11 protein-coding genes are annotated in these 14,368 nt (G+C 66.2%); 2 read left to right on the top strand and 9 right to left on the bottom strand.

The window, feature by feature from the left end:
• Positions 1-4: 4 nt before the first annotated feature.
• From WIMU1_RS12455 to ftsY, 3 genes are all read right to left on the bottom strand, one after another.
• Entirely contained in the window at positions 5-343 is a 339-nt protein-coding gene (locus tag WIMU1_RS12455) for a P-II family nitrogen regulator (RefSeq protein ID WP_023960328.1), read from the bottom strand.
• Between the two features lie 5 nt (positions 344-348).
• On the bottom strand, positions 349-1,731 hold the full coding sequence (locus WIMU1_RS12450) for an ammonium transporter (RefSeq protein ID WP_062797742.1): 1,383 nt from the start codon (positions 1,729-1,731) through the stop codon (positions 349-351).
• Between the two features lie 265 nt (positions 1,732-1,996).
• A complete protein-coding gene (gene ftsY, locus WIMU1_RS12445) occupies positions 1,997-3,517 on the bottom strand; it encodes a signal recognition particle-docking protein FtsY (protein WP_062798507.1) in 1,521 nt (506 codons plus the stop codon).
• Between the two features lie 282 nt (positions 3,518-3,799).
• Between ftsY and egtB the strand changes: the two genes are divergently transcribed.
• Both egtB and egtD read left to right on the top strand, forming a co-directional pair.
• Positions 3,800-5,035, top strand: coding sequence for an ergothioneine biosynthesis protein EgtB (egtB, locus tag WIMU1_RS12440; RefSeq protein ID WP_062797741.1), 1,236 nt, complete (start codon positions 3,800-3,802; stop codon positions 5,033-5,035).
• Positions 5,032-6,012 carry an L-histidine N(alpha)-methyltransferase gene (egtD, locus tag WIMU1_RS12435; RefSeq protein WP_062797739.1) on the top strand — a complete coding sequence of 327 codons (981 nt, stop codon included), beginning with the start codon at positions 5,032-5,034 and terminating at the stop codon, positions 6,010-6,012. The genes egtB and egtD overlap by 4 nt, the downstream gene beginning before the upstream one ends.
• Before the next feature lie 18 nt (positions 6,013-6,030).
• On the opposite strand, the gene smc is transcribed toward egtD, so the two are convergent.
• Genes smc through WIMU1_RS12405 form a run of 6 tightly spaced genes read right to left on the bottom strand, consistent with a single transcriptional unit; the run spans position 6,031 to position 14,366 of the window.
• Positions 6,031-9,648, bottom strand: coding sequence for a chromosome segregation protein SMC (gene smc, locus WIMU1_RS12430; protein ID WP_062797737.1), 3,618 nt, complete (start codon positions 9,646-9,648; stop codon positions 6,031-6,033).
• 59 nt (positions 9,649-9,707) lie between these two features.
• Positions 9,708-10,010 carry an acylphosphatase gene (locus WIMU1_RS12425; protein ID WP_062797733.1) on the bottom strand — a complete coding sequence of 101 codons (303 nt, stop codon included), beginning with the start codon at positions 10,008-10,010 and terminating at the stop codon, positions 9,708-9,710.
• Between the two features lie 3 nt (positions 10,011-10,013).
• On the bottom strand, positions 10,014-10,457 hold the full coding sequence (locus WIMU1_RS12420) for an OsmC family protein (protein ID WP_062798505.1): 444 nt from the start codon (positions 10,455-10,457) through the stop codon (positions 10,014-10,016).
• Positions 10,458-10,512: 55 nt separating this feature from the next.
• Positions 10,513-11,205: a response regulator gene (locus WIMU1_RS12415; protein WP_062797731.1), complete on the bottom strand. Its 693-nt coding sequence runs from the start codon at positions 11,203-11,205 to the stop codon at positions 10,513-10,515.
• The gene (locus WIMU1_RS12410) at positions 11,202-13,730 is read right to left on the bottom strand and encodes a sensor histidine kinase (RefSeq protein WP_371850295.1); all 2,529 of its coding nucleotides are present in this window, start codon (positions 13,728-13,730) and stop codon (positions 11,202-11,204) included. The genes WIMU1_RS12415 and WIMU1_RS12410 overlap by 4 nt, the downstream gene beginning before the upstream one ends.
• 9 nt (positions 13,731-13,739) lie before the next feature.
• Complete coding sequence (locus tag WIMU1_RS12405; RefSeq protein WP_062798503.1) at positions 13,740-14,366, bottom strand: potassium-transporting ATPase subunit C; 627 nt, start codon at positions 14,364-14,366, stop codon at positions 13,740-13,742.
• Positions 14,367-14,368 lie beyond the last annotated feature (2 nt).

The following is a 14,368-nucleotide window of genomic DNA, read 5'->3' as shown; positions in this document are numbered from 1 at the left end:
TGTCTTACAGCGCGTCGCCGCCGCGTTCTCCGGTACGAACCCGGACAACCGCTTCCACCGGCGACACCCACACCTTGCCGTCACCGATCTTGCCGGTTCGGGCCGCTTCCACGATCACATCGACCACCTTGTCCACGGCGGCGTCGTCGACGACGACCTCCACGCGGACCTTGGGGACGAAGTCCACCGAGTACTCCGCACCGCGGTACACCTCGGTGTGGCCTTTCTGACGTCCATAACCCTGGACTTCGCTGACCGTCATTCCTACGACACCGGCTTGTTCCAGTCCCGCCTTGACGTCTTCAAGCGTGAATGGCTTCACGATTGCGGTAATGAGCTTCACTTAGATCATCCCTCCTTGGCCGTTGCGGCCACTGGAACGCTGTGACCAAATTGCGTGCTGGACCCGCCCAGTGATGCAAAATCGTACGCGGATTCAGCATGTTCGGATTCGTCGGCACCCTCGGACTCGGCTTCGGGGTCGAGTTTGAGACCGATGGTGAACTTCAAGATGAGCGCGATGATTGCGGTGACAACCGCCGAGTAGGCGAGCACTGCGAGCGCACCGACGACCTGGCGCCAGAGCTGGTCGACGCCGCCGCCGAAGAACAGACCGTCCACACCGGAGTAGGTGTCGGCGACCGCGACGAACCCGATCAGGATGGTGCCGACAAGGCCACCGACGAGGTGGACACCGACGACGTCGAGCGAGTCGTCGTAGCCGAGCTTGTACTTGAGACCGACGGCCAGCGCACAGAGGATGCCTGCGACCGCGCCGATGATCAAGGCGCCCCAGGTGTTCACGGCGCTACAGGCCGGGGTGATGGCAACGAGGCCGGCAACGATGCCCGACGCCGCGCCGAGTGTGGTGGCGTGACCGTCACGGATCCGCTCAACGAGCAACCAGCAGAGCATTGCCGCTGCCGTGGCGATGGTCGTGGTCAAGAAGGTGCTCGCCGCAGTTCCGTTGGCGGACACCGCCGAACCGGCGTTGAATCCGTACCAGCCGAACCAGAGCAGGCCGGCGCCGAGCATCACGAACGGCAGGTTGTGCGGGCGCATCGGGGTACCGGGCCAGCCTTGACGCCTGCCGAGGATGACCGCGAGAACCAGACCGGCGATACCGGCGTTGATGTGGACCGCGGTGCCACCGGCGAAGTCGATCACCTTGAGCTTGTTGGCGATCCAGCCACCGGTCTCACCGGTGTAGCCGTCGAACGCGAACACCCAGTGAGCCACCGGGAAGTAGACGAAGGTCGACCACAGCGCGGTGAAGGCGGCCCAGGCGCTGAACTTCATGCGGTCCGCGACCGCGCCGGAAACCAGGGCCACGGTGAGGATGGCGAACATCAGCTGGAAGGCAACAAACAGTGCGAGCGGGATCGTGCCGAACATCGGGATGGTGACGGCATCGGCGGCTTCGGTGCCGGTGGCCGGGTCGGCCAGAACTTCCGAGGCCGCGTTCCCGCTGATGACCCCATCGAGACCGAAGTACTGCGTCGGGTCACCGATGAAGTTGCCCTTGTCCTCTCCGAACGCGACGGAGAAGCCGTACAACGACCAGAGCACCGTGACGATGCCCATCGAGATCACGCTCATCATGAGCATGTTGAGAACGCTCTTCGCACGGACCATGCCACCGTAGAAGAACGCCAAACCAGGCGTCATCAGCAATACGAGCGCGGAGCTCGCCAACATCCATGCCGTATCACCTGTATCCGGCAAATCCATAACGGGATAATCCGCCACCTTCAGTCCTCCTCGAGCTGTTCCCGCCGCGGCATTCTTGCCGCACCGTTGACCTGTCGAGAAGGTTGCTTGCTCCATGTTTCCGTGGTGGCGATAGCACGTTGCCGCTGTGTTAACGGAGCTGGGAGCCGTGTTTCGTCCAGATGTCGTCGCAGGTGGCTCTCCGAACGATGCGACCGAAATCTACGCAAATCGGAGAAGTCGGCAACCTTGTGTCGACGTCTACGAAGCGGGAACCATTCGGCGATCAGCCCAGCAGGGCGTCCACGAACGCTTCTGGCTCGAATGGCGCGAGATCATCTGCGCCCTCCCCGAGTCCGACGAGCTTGACCGGCACACCCAGTTCACGCTGTACGTGGAAGACGATGCCACCCTTGGCGGTGCCGTCCAGCTTCGTGAGGACCACACCGGTGATGGACACGACGTCGGCGAACACCTTTGCCTGCGCGAGACCGTTCTGACCTGTGGTGGCGTCTAGGACCAGCAGGACCTCGTCGACGGCGGCCTTCTTCTCCACGACCCGCTTGACCTTGCCGAGCTCATCCATCAAGCCGGTCTTGGTGTGCAGTCGGCCGGCAGTGTCGATCATGACCACGTCGACGCCTTCGGCCACGCCCTTGGCAACGGCATCGAATGCCACCGCCGCCGGATCCGCTCCCTCTTTACCTCTAACGACCTCGGCGCCGACTCGTTCGGCCCAGGTCTGCAGCTGGTCGGCTGCGGCGGCGCGGAACGTATCCGCGGCCCCCAGCAGTACCCGGCGGCCATCTGCGACGAGAACACGCGCGAGTTTGCCGGTTGTGGTGGTCTTACCGGTGCCGTTCACACCGACGACCAGCAGCACCGACGGGGTGCCCGCGTGGGGAAGGGCACGGATGGACCGGTCGAGGTCGGGCTCGATCTGCCCGATCAGCACTCGGCGGAGCAACGCACGGACCTCGGCAGCGTTGTTGACGGGGTTGGCGGCCAGTGCAGTTCTGAGCTCCTCGACGACGGCCATGGTCACCGACGTCCCGATGTCCGCGAGAAGCAGCGTGTCCTCGATCTCCTCCCAGGAGTCCTCGTCGAGGTCGCCTGCACCGAGCAGGCCCAGCATGCTCTTGCCGAACGCGTTCTGTGACCGTGAGAGCCGGCCCCGCAGGTGACCCAGACGGCCGGCGGTGGGGGCGATGTCGTCGAGCACCTGGCCGGGCGGCGCGGGTTCGACGGTTGTGTCCGAGATCGGCTCCGCGGGCGCGAGCGGCTCGCGCAGAGGCGTCTCGACTACCGAATCCTCGACGATGGCCGGTTCCACGACCTCCGGTTCGACGATCGCCGGGTCGACGATGTCGGGCTCGATGACGGTCGGTTCTGCGGCCTCGACCTCTGTCGCGGGCTGTTCATCGACGGTCGGCGACTGAGGTTCGTCGATCTTCGGCTCAGGAAGAGGGACGTTGGTGTAACCCCGCTTGGGCGCGTCACGGGGAATCGCGGCATCGTCGCCGACACCGGGCTGACCGTCGGTGTCGGTGCGCTCGATGGTCGGCGTGTCACCGGCCTTCGGCGGTTCGGCCAGCGCGGTCGCTCCGCCCTGCGTGAAGGAGAAACCTCCCCCGGCCTTGTACCCACCGGACTTGTCGACCTGCCGCGACCCGTCCGACGGGGTGCGATCGGCACTGTCGCGCAGCGAGATTCGCCGTCGCCGAAACAGCACCAAACCGGTCGCCACCAGGGCGAGCAGCAGCACGACTACGACAACGACGATCGCGATAACGGCGGTGGTGTTCACGCGCTCAGTCTGCCAGGCCACCGCGCCGAGTGGTTCGACCAGCACCCCCCAATGCGGGCCACGTTGTCTCACATCCCCTCTGCCACAGAACCCGACTCCGCTCCGCTTCGTCTCTGCCCGACAGTCGAGCTCCGCTCCGCTTCGTCTCTGCCCAAGAGTCGAGCTCCGCTCCGCTTCGTCTCTGGGCGAAATTGCGAGGGTCACGACAAGGTCACCGCGTACCGTGATTGTCAGACACTTCCTCCATACTCATTGCGCCCTGACCCTTCCCAGGAGACGAACATGAGCATCACGGTCGACCAATCCGCCCTCACCTCCCACTTTCTCGACGTCAGAGGCCTCACCGATGCGTTGACTGATCCGTTGTCCCCGGAAGACCAGGTACCGCAGTCGATGACCGACGCGAGCCCGGCGAAATGGCATCGGGCGCACGTCACCTGGTTCTTCGAAGAGTTCATCCTGCGAACCGACCCGGACTACACGGTGTACGACGAGACGTTCCGATATCTGTTCAACAGCTACTACGAGGCCGTCGGGGCGCGGCACCCTCGCCCGCACCGAGGTCTGGTGACCCGCCCCGGTGTGGAGGAAGTGACCAGATACCGGGAGTACGTCGATGCCGCGGTGGTGTCGGCGATGACGGATGGCCGACTCGATGAGGAAGCGCTCCGCCTGGTGGAACTCGGCTGCAACCATGAACAGCAGCATCAAGAACTCCTGCTGATGGACATCAAGCATCTGTTCTCGACCCATCCGTTCGCGCCGCAATACGTCGAGCGGGCACCCGACGGGCAGCCTGCTGAAGCAACTGCCCTGCAGTGGCATTCGGTGTCCGGGGGTCTCACCGACATCGGCGCCTCGGGATCCGGCTTCTCCTACGACAACGAAGGTCCACGACACACCGTGTTCCTCCAGGACTTCCAAATCGCCAACCGGCTTGTCACCAACGCCGAATGGCGCGAGTTCATGGCCGACGACGGCTACCGGCGTTCGGAGCTGTGGCTGTCGGACGGATGGGCCAACGTCCAGACCACCGGACAGAACGCGCCCGGTTACTGGAGTCTCGACGACGGTACGTGGACCACGTTCACATTGTCGGGGCGTAGGCCGGTGGTCGATGCCGAACCGGTTCTGCACGTCTCCTTCTACGAGGCAGACGCGTTTGCGCGGTGGGCCGGAGCACGCCTGCCCACCGAGTTCGAGTGGGAGGCAGCCGCGTTGACGCTCGCTCCCCCGCAGGGCACGCTGTTGGACCCCGGTCGGTGTCATCCGCGCGCCGCAGGCGCCACGATGATCGGCGACGTCTGGGAATGGACGGCGAGCGCGTATCTCCCCTACCCCGGTTTCGTTCCGGCGAACGGGGCCGTAGGCGAATACAACGGGAAGTTCATGAGCGACCAGCACGTGCTGCGCGGAGCAAGCGCTGTGACACCCGTGGGCCATCAGCGAGCCACCTACCGAAACTTCTTCCCCGCCGCGTCCCGGTGGGCCTTCAGCGGACTGCGGTTGGCGAGATGACAGTGTCCGAGTCACGCGAGGCCATCAATCCGCGGCTCGTCGAAGATGCCGTAGCCGGCCTGTGGCAGCAGCCACCAGTGCTGCCTGCGCGCTGGTTGTACGACAAACGGGGCAGCGAACTGTTCGACGAGATCACTCGCCTGCCCGAGTACTACCCGACGCGCCGAGAAACCGAGATCCTCGATCGGCATCGATCGGAGATCGTCTCGACAACCGGCGCCCGCACGATGATCGAACTGGGTTCGGGAACGTCCGAGAAGACGCGGCTACTCCTGCAATCATTCGCCGGTGCGCATGACGCGGCGTCTCCCGACGACGGTTTCACCTACGTGCCCCTCGATGTCAGCGTGGAGATGCTCACGTCGTCGGCACAACAGATCGCCGCCGAGTTCCCCTCCATCTCGGTGCAGCCACTGCACGGCGACTTCAACGACCCCGACCTGACTCTGTCCACGTACCCCGGGCCGCGAATGGCCATCTTCCTCGGCGGGACCATCGGCAATCTGGACGAGACCCAACGGGCGAGCTTCTTCGGTCGGATCGCGCGGTCCCTGAAATCCGGCGACTACTTCCTCCTGGGCGCCGACCTCATCAAGGACACCGGTCGGCTCATCGCCGCCTACAACGACCGGGCCGGGGTGACCGCCGACTTCAATCGCAACGTCATCGAGGTGTTGCGCACCGGGTTGGACGCCCAAGGGCTGTACGTGGACGACTTCGAGCACATCGCCCGATGGAATCCCCCCGAACATCGCATCGAGATGTGGTTGCGTGCCCGTCGGAATGTCGTCGCCCATTTCGGCGCCATCGAACGAACGTGGGAGTTACCGGCAGGGGCTGAGATCCTCACCGAGATCAGCACCAAGTTCGACCTCGATGTGCTGCACCAGGAAATGGCGCGCCAAGGACTCGAGCACACTCACACCTGGACCGACCATGCGGGCGACTTCTCGGTGATGCTGGCCAGGGTCGGGTGAACCCGGCCCAACCGGACATCAGCCGGCCGGGGCACCCACATCTTGCCCACGCATGCGTTGCGAGATCACCGTGGTGATGCCGTCTCCCTGCATGCTCACGCCATAGAGGGCATCGGCGACTTCCATCGTGGGCTTCTGGTGCGTGATCACGATGAGCTGCGACTTCTCGCGTAGCTGCTCGAACAGCGTGATCAGCCGGCGCAGATTCGTGTCGTCCAATGCGGCTTCGACTTCGTCCATCACGTAGAAGGGCGACGGTCGGGCGCGGAAGATCGCCACCAGCATCGCCACCGCCGTCAGTGACTTCTCCCCACCTGACAGCAAAGACAGACGCTTCACCTTCTTGCCCGGTGGCCGTGCCTCCACCTCGATTCCGGTGGTCAGCATGTTGGACGGGTCGGTCAGCACGAGTCGCCCGTCGCCGCCGGGGAACAGGGTTTTGAAGACTTCGACGAACTCCCGCTCGACATCGGCGTAGGCCTCGCTGAACACCTGCAGAATGCGGTTGTCGACGTCCTGCACCACATCGAGCAGGTCCTGGCGGGCCTTCTTGACGTCCTCGAGTTGGGTCGAGAGGAAGTTGTAGCGCTCTTCGAGCGCAGCGAACTCTTCGAGTGCCAGCGGGTTGACCTTGCCCAGTGTGTTCAGGTCCCGCTGCGCTTTCTTGGCACGGGCCTGCTGGGTGGCGCGGTCGTACGGGAGGGGGGCCGGGGCCACGACGATCTCTCCGCGTTCCTTGGCCTGTTCGTACTCGGCGATCTCGAGATCGGTCGGCGGCAGGGCGACATCGGGACCGTACTCGGCGACCAGGTCGTCAGGACTGATGGCGAAGTCGGACATGATCTGCTCTTCGAGCTGTTCGATTCGCATCGACACCTGGGCCTTGGCCACCTCGTCGCGATGCACCGCGTCCCGCAGTGCGGCCAGCTGGGTCCCGACCTCTGCCGCAGCCTTCTTGGCGACATCAAGCGCCTGCGTTCGCGACGCTCGCTCGGCTTCCAGCCGGTCGCGATGGGACTGAGCTTGCGCCACGGCGATGTCGAGCCGCGCGGCGATCAGTTTCCCCTGTTCGAGAACCACCTCGGCCACGTCGGCGGCATGGCGCCGGGCACGATTCTGGCGTTCGGCCCTTGCCCGCGCCTCCCGTTCGGCGCGGGCGGCGCGGCGCAGCGAATCCGCTTTGCCTCGCACCGACGACAGTCGCTCCTCGGCACTGCGCAGTGCCAGTCGAGCTTCCATCTCCACCGAGCGGGCCGCCGCGACCGCAGCCGCAGTGGTGTCGCGGTCGCTGTCAGGAAGGTCGTCGCCCTCGTCGCCGACAGCACTGTCGTCGCGCGCGAGCCTCAGCCTCTCCTCCGACTCGGCGAGTTTGGCCATGGCCTCGGCTCGGCCCTGTTCTGCCTTGGCACGCTGACCGACGAGGCGGGTCGTCTCTTCCTGGGCTGCTCGCGCGGTCTGGCCGAGCCTGGCCAGTTGCTCGTAGACCGCACCGAGCTGGGCATCGGATTCATGCAGAGCTGCCAACGCCTGTTCAGCCGTTTCACGACGGTCGGTCTGCTGCGTCAGGGCGCCGGCCAGTGCCGCCACCAGTTCCTCGCTGCGCCGCTGGGCGCCTTGGAGTTCGGCGGCGGCAGAATCGATCGCCGACTGCACCTCGATGGTCGACGGTCGATCGCCGGTGCCGCCACTGCGCCAGCCGGCGCCGATGAGGTCGCCGTCGGCGGTGACCACCCGGAGTGTACCGAGATGTGGCACAGCGGGTTTGGCAGCGTCGAGCACGAGTTCAGCGGTGTCGATGGTGTCGGCGATGACGGTGTATCCGAGGAGCAGTTCCAGTGCGCCGCGCAGTTCGGCGGGTGCCGAGACCACATCGAGCGCCCAAGTGGCACCTGGCGGCAGCGATCCGGTCCCCCGGCCTGCCGGCTCCAGCCCGCCGATGAGCACCGCGGCTCGGCCACCTTCGTTCTCTCGCAACGCCGACAACGCGGTGCGGGCGGTCGGCAGATCGGCGGTCGCTACCGCGTCGGCGGCCGGACCCATCGCCGCGGCAACCGCAGCTTCGTAGCCGTCGGCGACCTTGAGGAGCGACGACATGGGGCCGAGTAGCGACCCGCCTCGGTTCTCCAGCAGCCAGGCTCCGCCGTCCTTGCGTTCGAGTCCCACAGCGAGGGCATCGATGCGCGCCTTGAGCGAGGTGACCTGCTGTTCTGCTGCCCGCTCTGCGGCCTGTAGTTCTGCCACCCGCTCGTTGGCCTGGTTCAGCGCGGCGACGCTGCGCTCATGATGTTCGTCGAGCCCGAGTTCGGATGCGTCGAGTTCGGCGATGGTGGCCTGGGTGGCCTCGAACTCCTGTTGTGCCGCTTCGGCTCTGGCGGCCGCGTTGTCGATGGCAGCACCGAGGCGTGTGGTCTCGGCATCGATCGACTCGACCTTCGTGCGCAGATTGTCGACCTGGCCCTCCAGTCGGGCCAGCCCTTCGCGTCGGTCGGCGACTGCCCGTACCGCGGCGAGGTGGGCCTGCGTCGCAGCGGCCGCGGCCTGCTCCCGGTCGGTGAGAGTCTCTTTGGCTTCGTCGAGCACCAGCGCCGCGTCGTCGACCGCGTCGGCCAGTGCCGTCTCTTCCTCCGCTGCGACAGCTGCCTGGCGCTCGAGTTCATCGGGGTCGCGACCGGAGTCGGCCTGCACGGGTTCACTGAGGTACCGGCTGCGCTCGTCGGCGATCCGGCACGTGGCGCCGACGCGTTCGGTCAACGCCGACAAGGCAAACCACGCCTGACCGGCCTCGTTCGCCGCGGGCACGATCTGAGCCAGGTGTTCCTCGTTCTCACTCACCTGAGCGTTCAGTTCATCGAGTTGGTGCGCGTACTCGTCCTGCTGACGGCGCAGTTCGGCTTCACTGGTGCTCTGCTCGGCGAGTTCGGAGCGTCGGGTCACGAGATCGTCTGCCGCAAGCCGCAATTGGGCGTCACGCAGGTCTGCCTGGACTGTCTGGGCACGGCGGGCGACCTCGGCCTGGCGACCGAGCGGCTTGAGTTGGCGGCGCAATTCCGCGGTCAGGTCACCGAGCCGTGCCAGGTTGGCCTGCATCGCGTCGAGCTTGCGGACGGCCTTTTCCTTGCGTTTGCGGTGTTTGAGAACGCCGGCAGCTTCTTCGATGAACGCCCGGCGTTCCTCCGGTCGCGACTCCAGGATCGCGGCGAGGCGTCCCTGTCCCACGATCACGTGCATCTCGCGACCGATGCCGGAGTCGCTGAGGAGCTCCTGCACGTCCATCAGACGGCACGAACTGCCATTGATCTCGTACTCACCGGCCCCGTCGCGGAACATCCGGCGGGTCACCGACACCTCGGAGTAGTCGATGGGCAGTGCACCATCGGAGTTGTCGATGGTGAGGGTCACCTCGGCCCGCCCGAGTGGGGCGCGACCGGAGGTGCCGGCGAAGATGACGTCCTCCATCTTGCCGCCGCGCAGCGCCTTCGCTCCCTGCTCCCCCATCACCCACGTGAGCGCGTCGACGACGTTCGACTTGCCCGAACCGTTGGGACCGACCACGCAGGTGATCCCCGGTTCGAAACGCAGAGTGGTTGCCGACGCAAAGGACTTGAAGCCCTTCAGGGTCAGGCTCTTGAGGTGCACAGCGCTTCAGCGTACCCAGTACCCGGCGACAACTGGACCAGGCCCGACCGCGAGCCGGTTCACCGTTCGACGAATCCGGACAACCCACCGCGCGGCGCGCTCCGATCCACCACGACGGTGTCGACGCGACCAGGACTCTGACCTGCCTCGATGAGGTCGATCAACTGCCCACAGGCAGCCTCCGGGCCTTCGGCGACGATCAGCACCCGGCCGTCGGAGTGATTGGTCGCCGAACCCACCAACCCCAGTTCGAGAGCCCGGGCCCGGGTCCACCAACGAAATCCGACACCCTGGACGTGCCCGTGGACCCACGCGGTGAGCCTGATGGTGTCGGCGGCGTCGCCGGGTGAATCGGAAGCCATCGGCTACTCCGTATCGATGCGCAGATCGACCTCGGTGCCGGCCTTGAGGGTGCGCCCCACCGTGCACACCGCATCGACCGCACGCTGCACCACAACAAGAAGTCGCTCCGCGGCCTCGGGTTCCAGTTCGGACAGGTCCACTTCGAGGACCTCCTCGAGGCGGGGATACACCTCGTTGTCACGATCGGCGTCCCCGGAAACGCGAACGGTCGCGTCGTAGTCGTCGCCGAGGCGACGGGACAGCGGTTTGTCCGAGCTCATCCCGGTGCACGCGGCCAGAGCGATCTTGAGCAACTCGCCGGGGGTGAAGACGCCATCGACATCAGCGGAGCCGATCAGGACCTCGGCCCCGCGACTGCTGCGCCCTGTGTAGCGGCGCGTTCCGGTGCGCTCCACCCACAACTCGGTGGTCTGCTGGTCCGTGGTGACTGGTTCGGTGACGGTCATGTACGAATTAAACACGGAGCGCCCGCGTGCAATTCCGCCCACCGATCAGGCCCGGTCAGCGGACGAAGCGGTAACCCATCCCCGCTTCGGTGAGCAGGTGGCGAGGACGGGTGGGATCAGGCTCGAGTTTTCTCCTCAACCCCGCCAGATACACCCGCAGGTAGTGCGTCTGGCCTCGGTACGCCGGGCCCCACACCTCGTTGAGGATCTCGGGCTGTCCGACGAGTTTCCCCTCGTTGCGCACCAGCATTTCCAAGATCCCCCATTCGGTCGGGGTCAGGTGTACGGCCTGCCCTGCGCGGGTCACCTGCTTGGTACGCAGGTTCACCGTGAACGATGCCGCTTCCACCACAGGGCGCTCGGCTTCTCGCACCGGCGACGTGCCTCGGCGCACCGCGGCCCGAAGCCTGGCCAGGAACTCCTCCATCCCAAAGGGTTTGGTCACGTAATCGTCGGCGCCGGCGTCCAATGCCTGCACCTTCTCGGAGGAATCGCTACGCGCCGACAGCACGATGACCGGGACATCGGTCCATCCACGTAGGCCGGCGAGCACCTCGAAACCGTCGATGTCCGGTAGGCCCAGGTCGAGGATCACCACGTGCGGATTGGTCTGTGCCGCAGCGGTCAACGCACCCGTACCGCTTGCGGCGGTGGTCACGTCGAACCCTCGCGCCTTGAGATTGATGCGCAGTGCGCGCAATATCTGCGGCTCGTCGTCGACCACGAGCACCCGGATCTTGTCACTCATGACCGCACCTGTCCGGGTGGTCCGGTCTGCAGACCGATCACCATCGTGAGTCCCCCACCAGGGGTGTCGACGGCTTCTATCGTCCCGTCCATGGCCTGGACGAATCCCTGTGCAACCGAGAGCCCCAGTCCGACCCCACCGCCGGTGTTCCGGTCGCCGAGGCGCCCGAACGCGGTGAACATCTTGTCCCTGTCGTTCGCAGCGACGCCCGGCCCGTGGTCGATCACAGAGATCTCGCACCGCGCCGGATCATCTCCCGTCAGCGCAGCCTCGATGGACACGGGAGCTGTGGGCCCACTGTGGCGTAAGGCGTTGTCCACCACGTTCACGAGTACCCGTTCGAGCAGTCCCGGATCGGCGTGGGCCGAGAGTTCGTTGTCGCTGAACGTGATCCGCTCGGCGCCCACCCGATCCGACCGCGCGATACCGGCGATTGCACGTTCGACGGCCTCGGTGACGTACACCGTCCGCGTGTCGGGGCTGACCACACCTGCCGCCAGTCGTGAGGAATCGAGGAGGTTGTCGACCACGTCGGTGAGCTGGTCGGTCGACTCCTCGATGGTGGCCAACAGCTCCGCTGTGTCGTCCGCGCTGAACGCCACGTCGGTGCTCCGGAGACTCGACACCGACGCCTTCACCGCGGCGAGCGGTGTGCGCAGGTCGTGGCTGACCGCCGACAGGAGCGCACGCCGGAGCTGGTCGGTGGCCGAGAGAGCCTTGGCTGCAGCCGCTTCGGTGGCCAGCGCGCGTTGTCTGACCACACCCGCCGCCTGGATGGCGACCGCAGCGAGTACTCGTCGGTCCCCACCGCCGAGGGTGGGGCCTCGTAGGAGCAAGGCGAACTCTCCCCCGGGCACAGCGCAGACGGTATCGGCCTCGTCGGGGTGCGCCGGCGGGTCGGCTCCCACTGCGGCCTCCACCACACCTGGCCCGCGGCCATCTGTTCGGACCACACTGACGGCCCGCTGGTCGTAGGTCTCGCGGACGCGTTCGAGGAGTCCGTCTGGCTCTTCACCGCTGAGCACGGCACCGGCGAAGGTGGCGAGCAACTCCGCCTCGCGCCCTGCGCGGCGGGCTTGGGTACGCCGGACGGTGGACGAATCGACAAGAGCGGCAACGGCAACCGCGATCACCAACATGACGACGATGGTGATGAGGTTGTCCGTCTCGTTGATCGTGAAGCTGTACCGGGGTGTCGTGAACAGGAAGTTCAGCAGCAAGCCGCAGACGATGGCCGACAGCGCTGCCGGGCCGATGCCCCCCAGCATCGAGACCGCCAGCACCACCACGAAGAACAGCGCCGAATCACTCGCCAGTCCCAACCACCGGTCGAGCAGCGCGAGCACCCCGGCGGCCATCGCCGGAACCACCACGGCGGCGACCCAGCTCAGCGGGTGGTGGAAGCGGGACTGGCGGATGTCGAGCCGGTTGCGAGTGCCTGCCACCTCATGGGTCACCATGTGCACGTCGATCTTGCCCGACTCGCGGACGACAGTGTTGCCGACGCCCTCGTCGAGCAAGCGCTGCCACCGGGATCTGCGAGAGGTACCCAAGACCAGCTGGGTTGCGTTGACACCGCGGGCGAACTCGAGCAGCGTCTCCGGTACATCGTCTCCGACAACGGTGTGCACCTGCGCGCCGAACCCCTTGGCCAGGTCGGTCAGCCCGGCCAGGTCAACCGACGCCGGATCGGCGAGGCCGTCGCCGCGCACCACGTGCACGACGAGCAGTTCGGCACTGGACCGCGACGCGATCCGACTGGCCCGGCGAAGCAGGGTCGCCGATTCGGGGCCGCCCGTGATGGCCACCACGACCCGCTCGCGGGCCTCCCAGGTGTCGGTGATCGCGTGCGCCGACCGGTAGGCGGCCAGTGAGTCGTCGACCTGGTCGGCCAGCCACAGCAACGCGAGTTCACGCAGCGCCGTCAGGTTCCCCTGGCGGAAGTAGCTGGCCAGCGCACCGCCGGCACGATCGCTGGGGTACACCTTGCCGGCCGAAAGTCGTTGTCGCAGAGCCTGTGGCGAGATGTCCACCAGTTCGATCTGGTCGGCGCCGCGAACCACGTCGTCGGGTACGGTCTCACGCTGGACGACGCCGGTGATCTGTGCGACCACGTCGTTCAGACTCTCCAGATGCTGGATGTTGATGGTGGAGAGCACGTCGATCCCCGCATCCCGCAGAGCCTCGATGTCCTGCCATCGTTTGCGGTTCACCGACCCCGGCGCGTTGGTGTGGGCGAGCTCGTCGACGAGCACCACCTGGGGCCTGCGCTGGAGGACCGCGGACAGATCCATCTCGGACAACGTGGTCTGGCGGTATTCGTACTCCGTGCGCGCGATCACCTCGAGACCGTCGACCATCGCTTCCGTTGCGGTCCGGCCGTGCGATTCGACAACTGCCACAACCACATCGACGCCCTCGTCCGCGAGCGTGTGCGCCTGCGCCAGCATCTCGTACGTCTTGCCCACGCCGGGGGCGCATCCCAGGAACACCTCCAGGGTTCCTCTACGAGTGGTGGGCGCCATCATTCGACCCTAGCCGCAGTTGGGTGCGGTCAGCCCCAGCGCGAGGTTGACTTCCAGCACGTTGACCCGCGGTTCCCCGAGGACACCGAACTGCCTGCCCTCGGTGTGACTGCTGATCACCTCGCGCACCTCTTCGGGGGGCATTCCGTGCACGCGCGCCAGGCGGGGCACCTGGATATCGGCATAGGCCGGGCTGATGTGCGGGTCCAGGCTCGAACCGGAACCGGTCACCGCGTCGACCGGCACCTGATCGGGACGCACGTCCTCGCGTTCGGCGATGATCGCCCGCCGTGACTCGATCCACCCCGCCAATGTGACGCTGGACGGCCCCTGGTTGCTCGCCGCAGACGCAGCAGGGTCGCCCGGGGCCATGGGATCATCGGCCGCCCCCAGCACCCGCGCATGCAGGTAACCGTCGGGCCGGCCGGGTTCGGCCTGCGGATCGATCCCGATCAGGGCGGAGCCGACCCTGCAGCCGGCGCTGTCGGTGACCACCGAACCCTCGGCGCTCGACCGGTCGATACGCGAGACTCCCCACACCACTGCCGGGTACACCACGCCGAGTATCACCGTCATCATCACCAGTACGGCCACTGCAACCACGCTCTGTCTGATCCATGTCGTACCGAGCTTCATCA

The organism is Williamsia muralis NBRC 105860 (assembly GCF_001598915.1).
GTDB lineage: Bacteria > Actinomycetota > Actinomycetes > Mycobacteriales > Mycobacteriaceae > Williamsia > Williamsia muralis.
The sequence above is the reverse complement of the archived record's forward strand: the minus strand, read 5'-3'. Positions and strand labels throughout refer to the sequence as shown.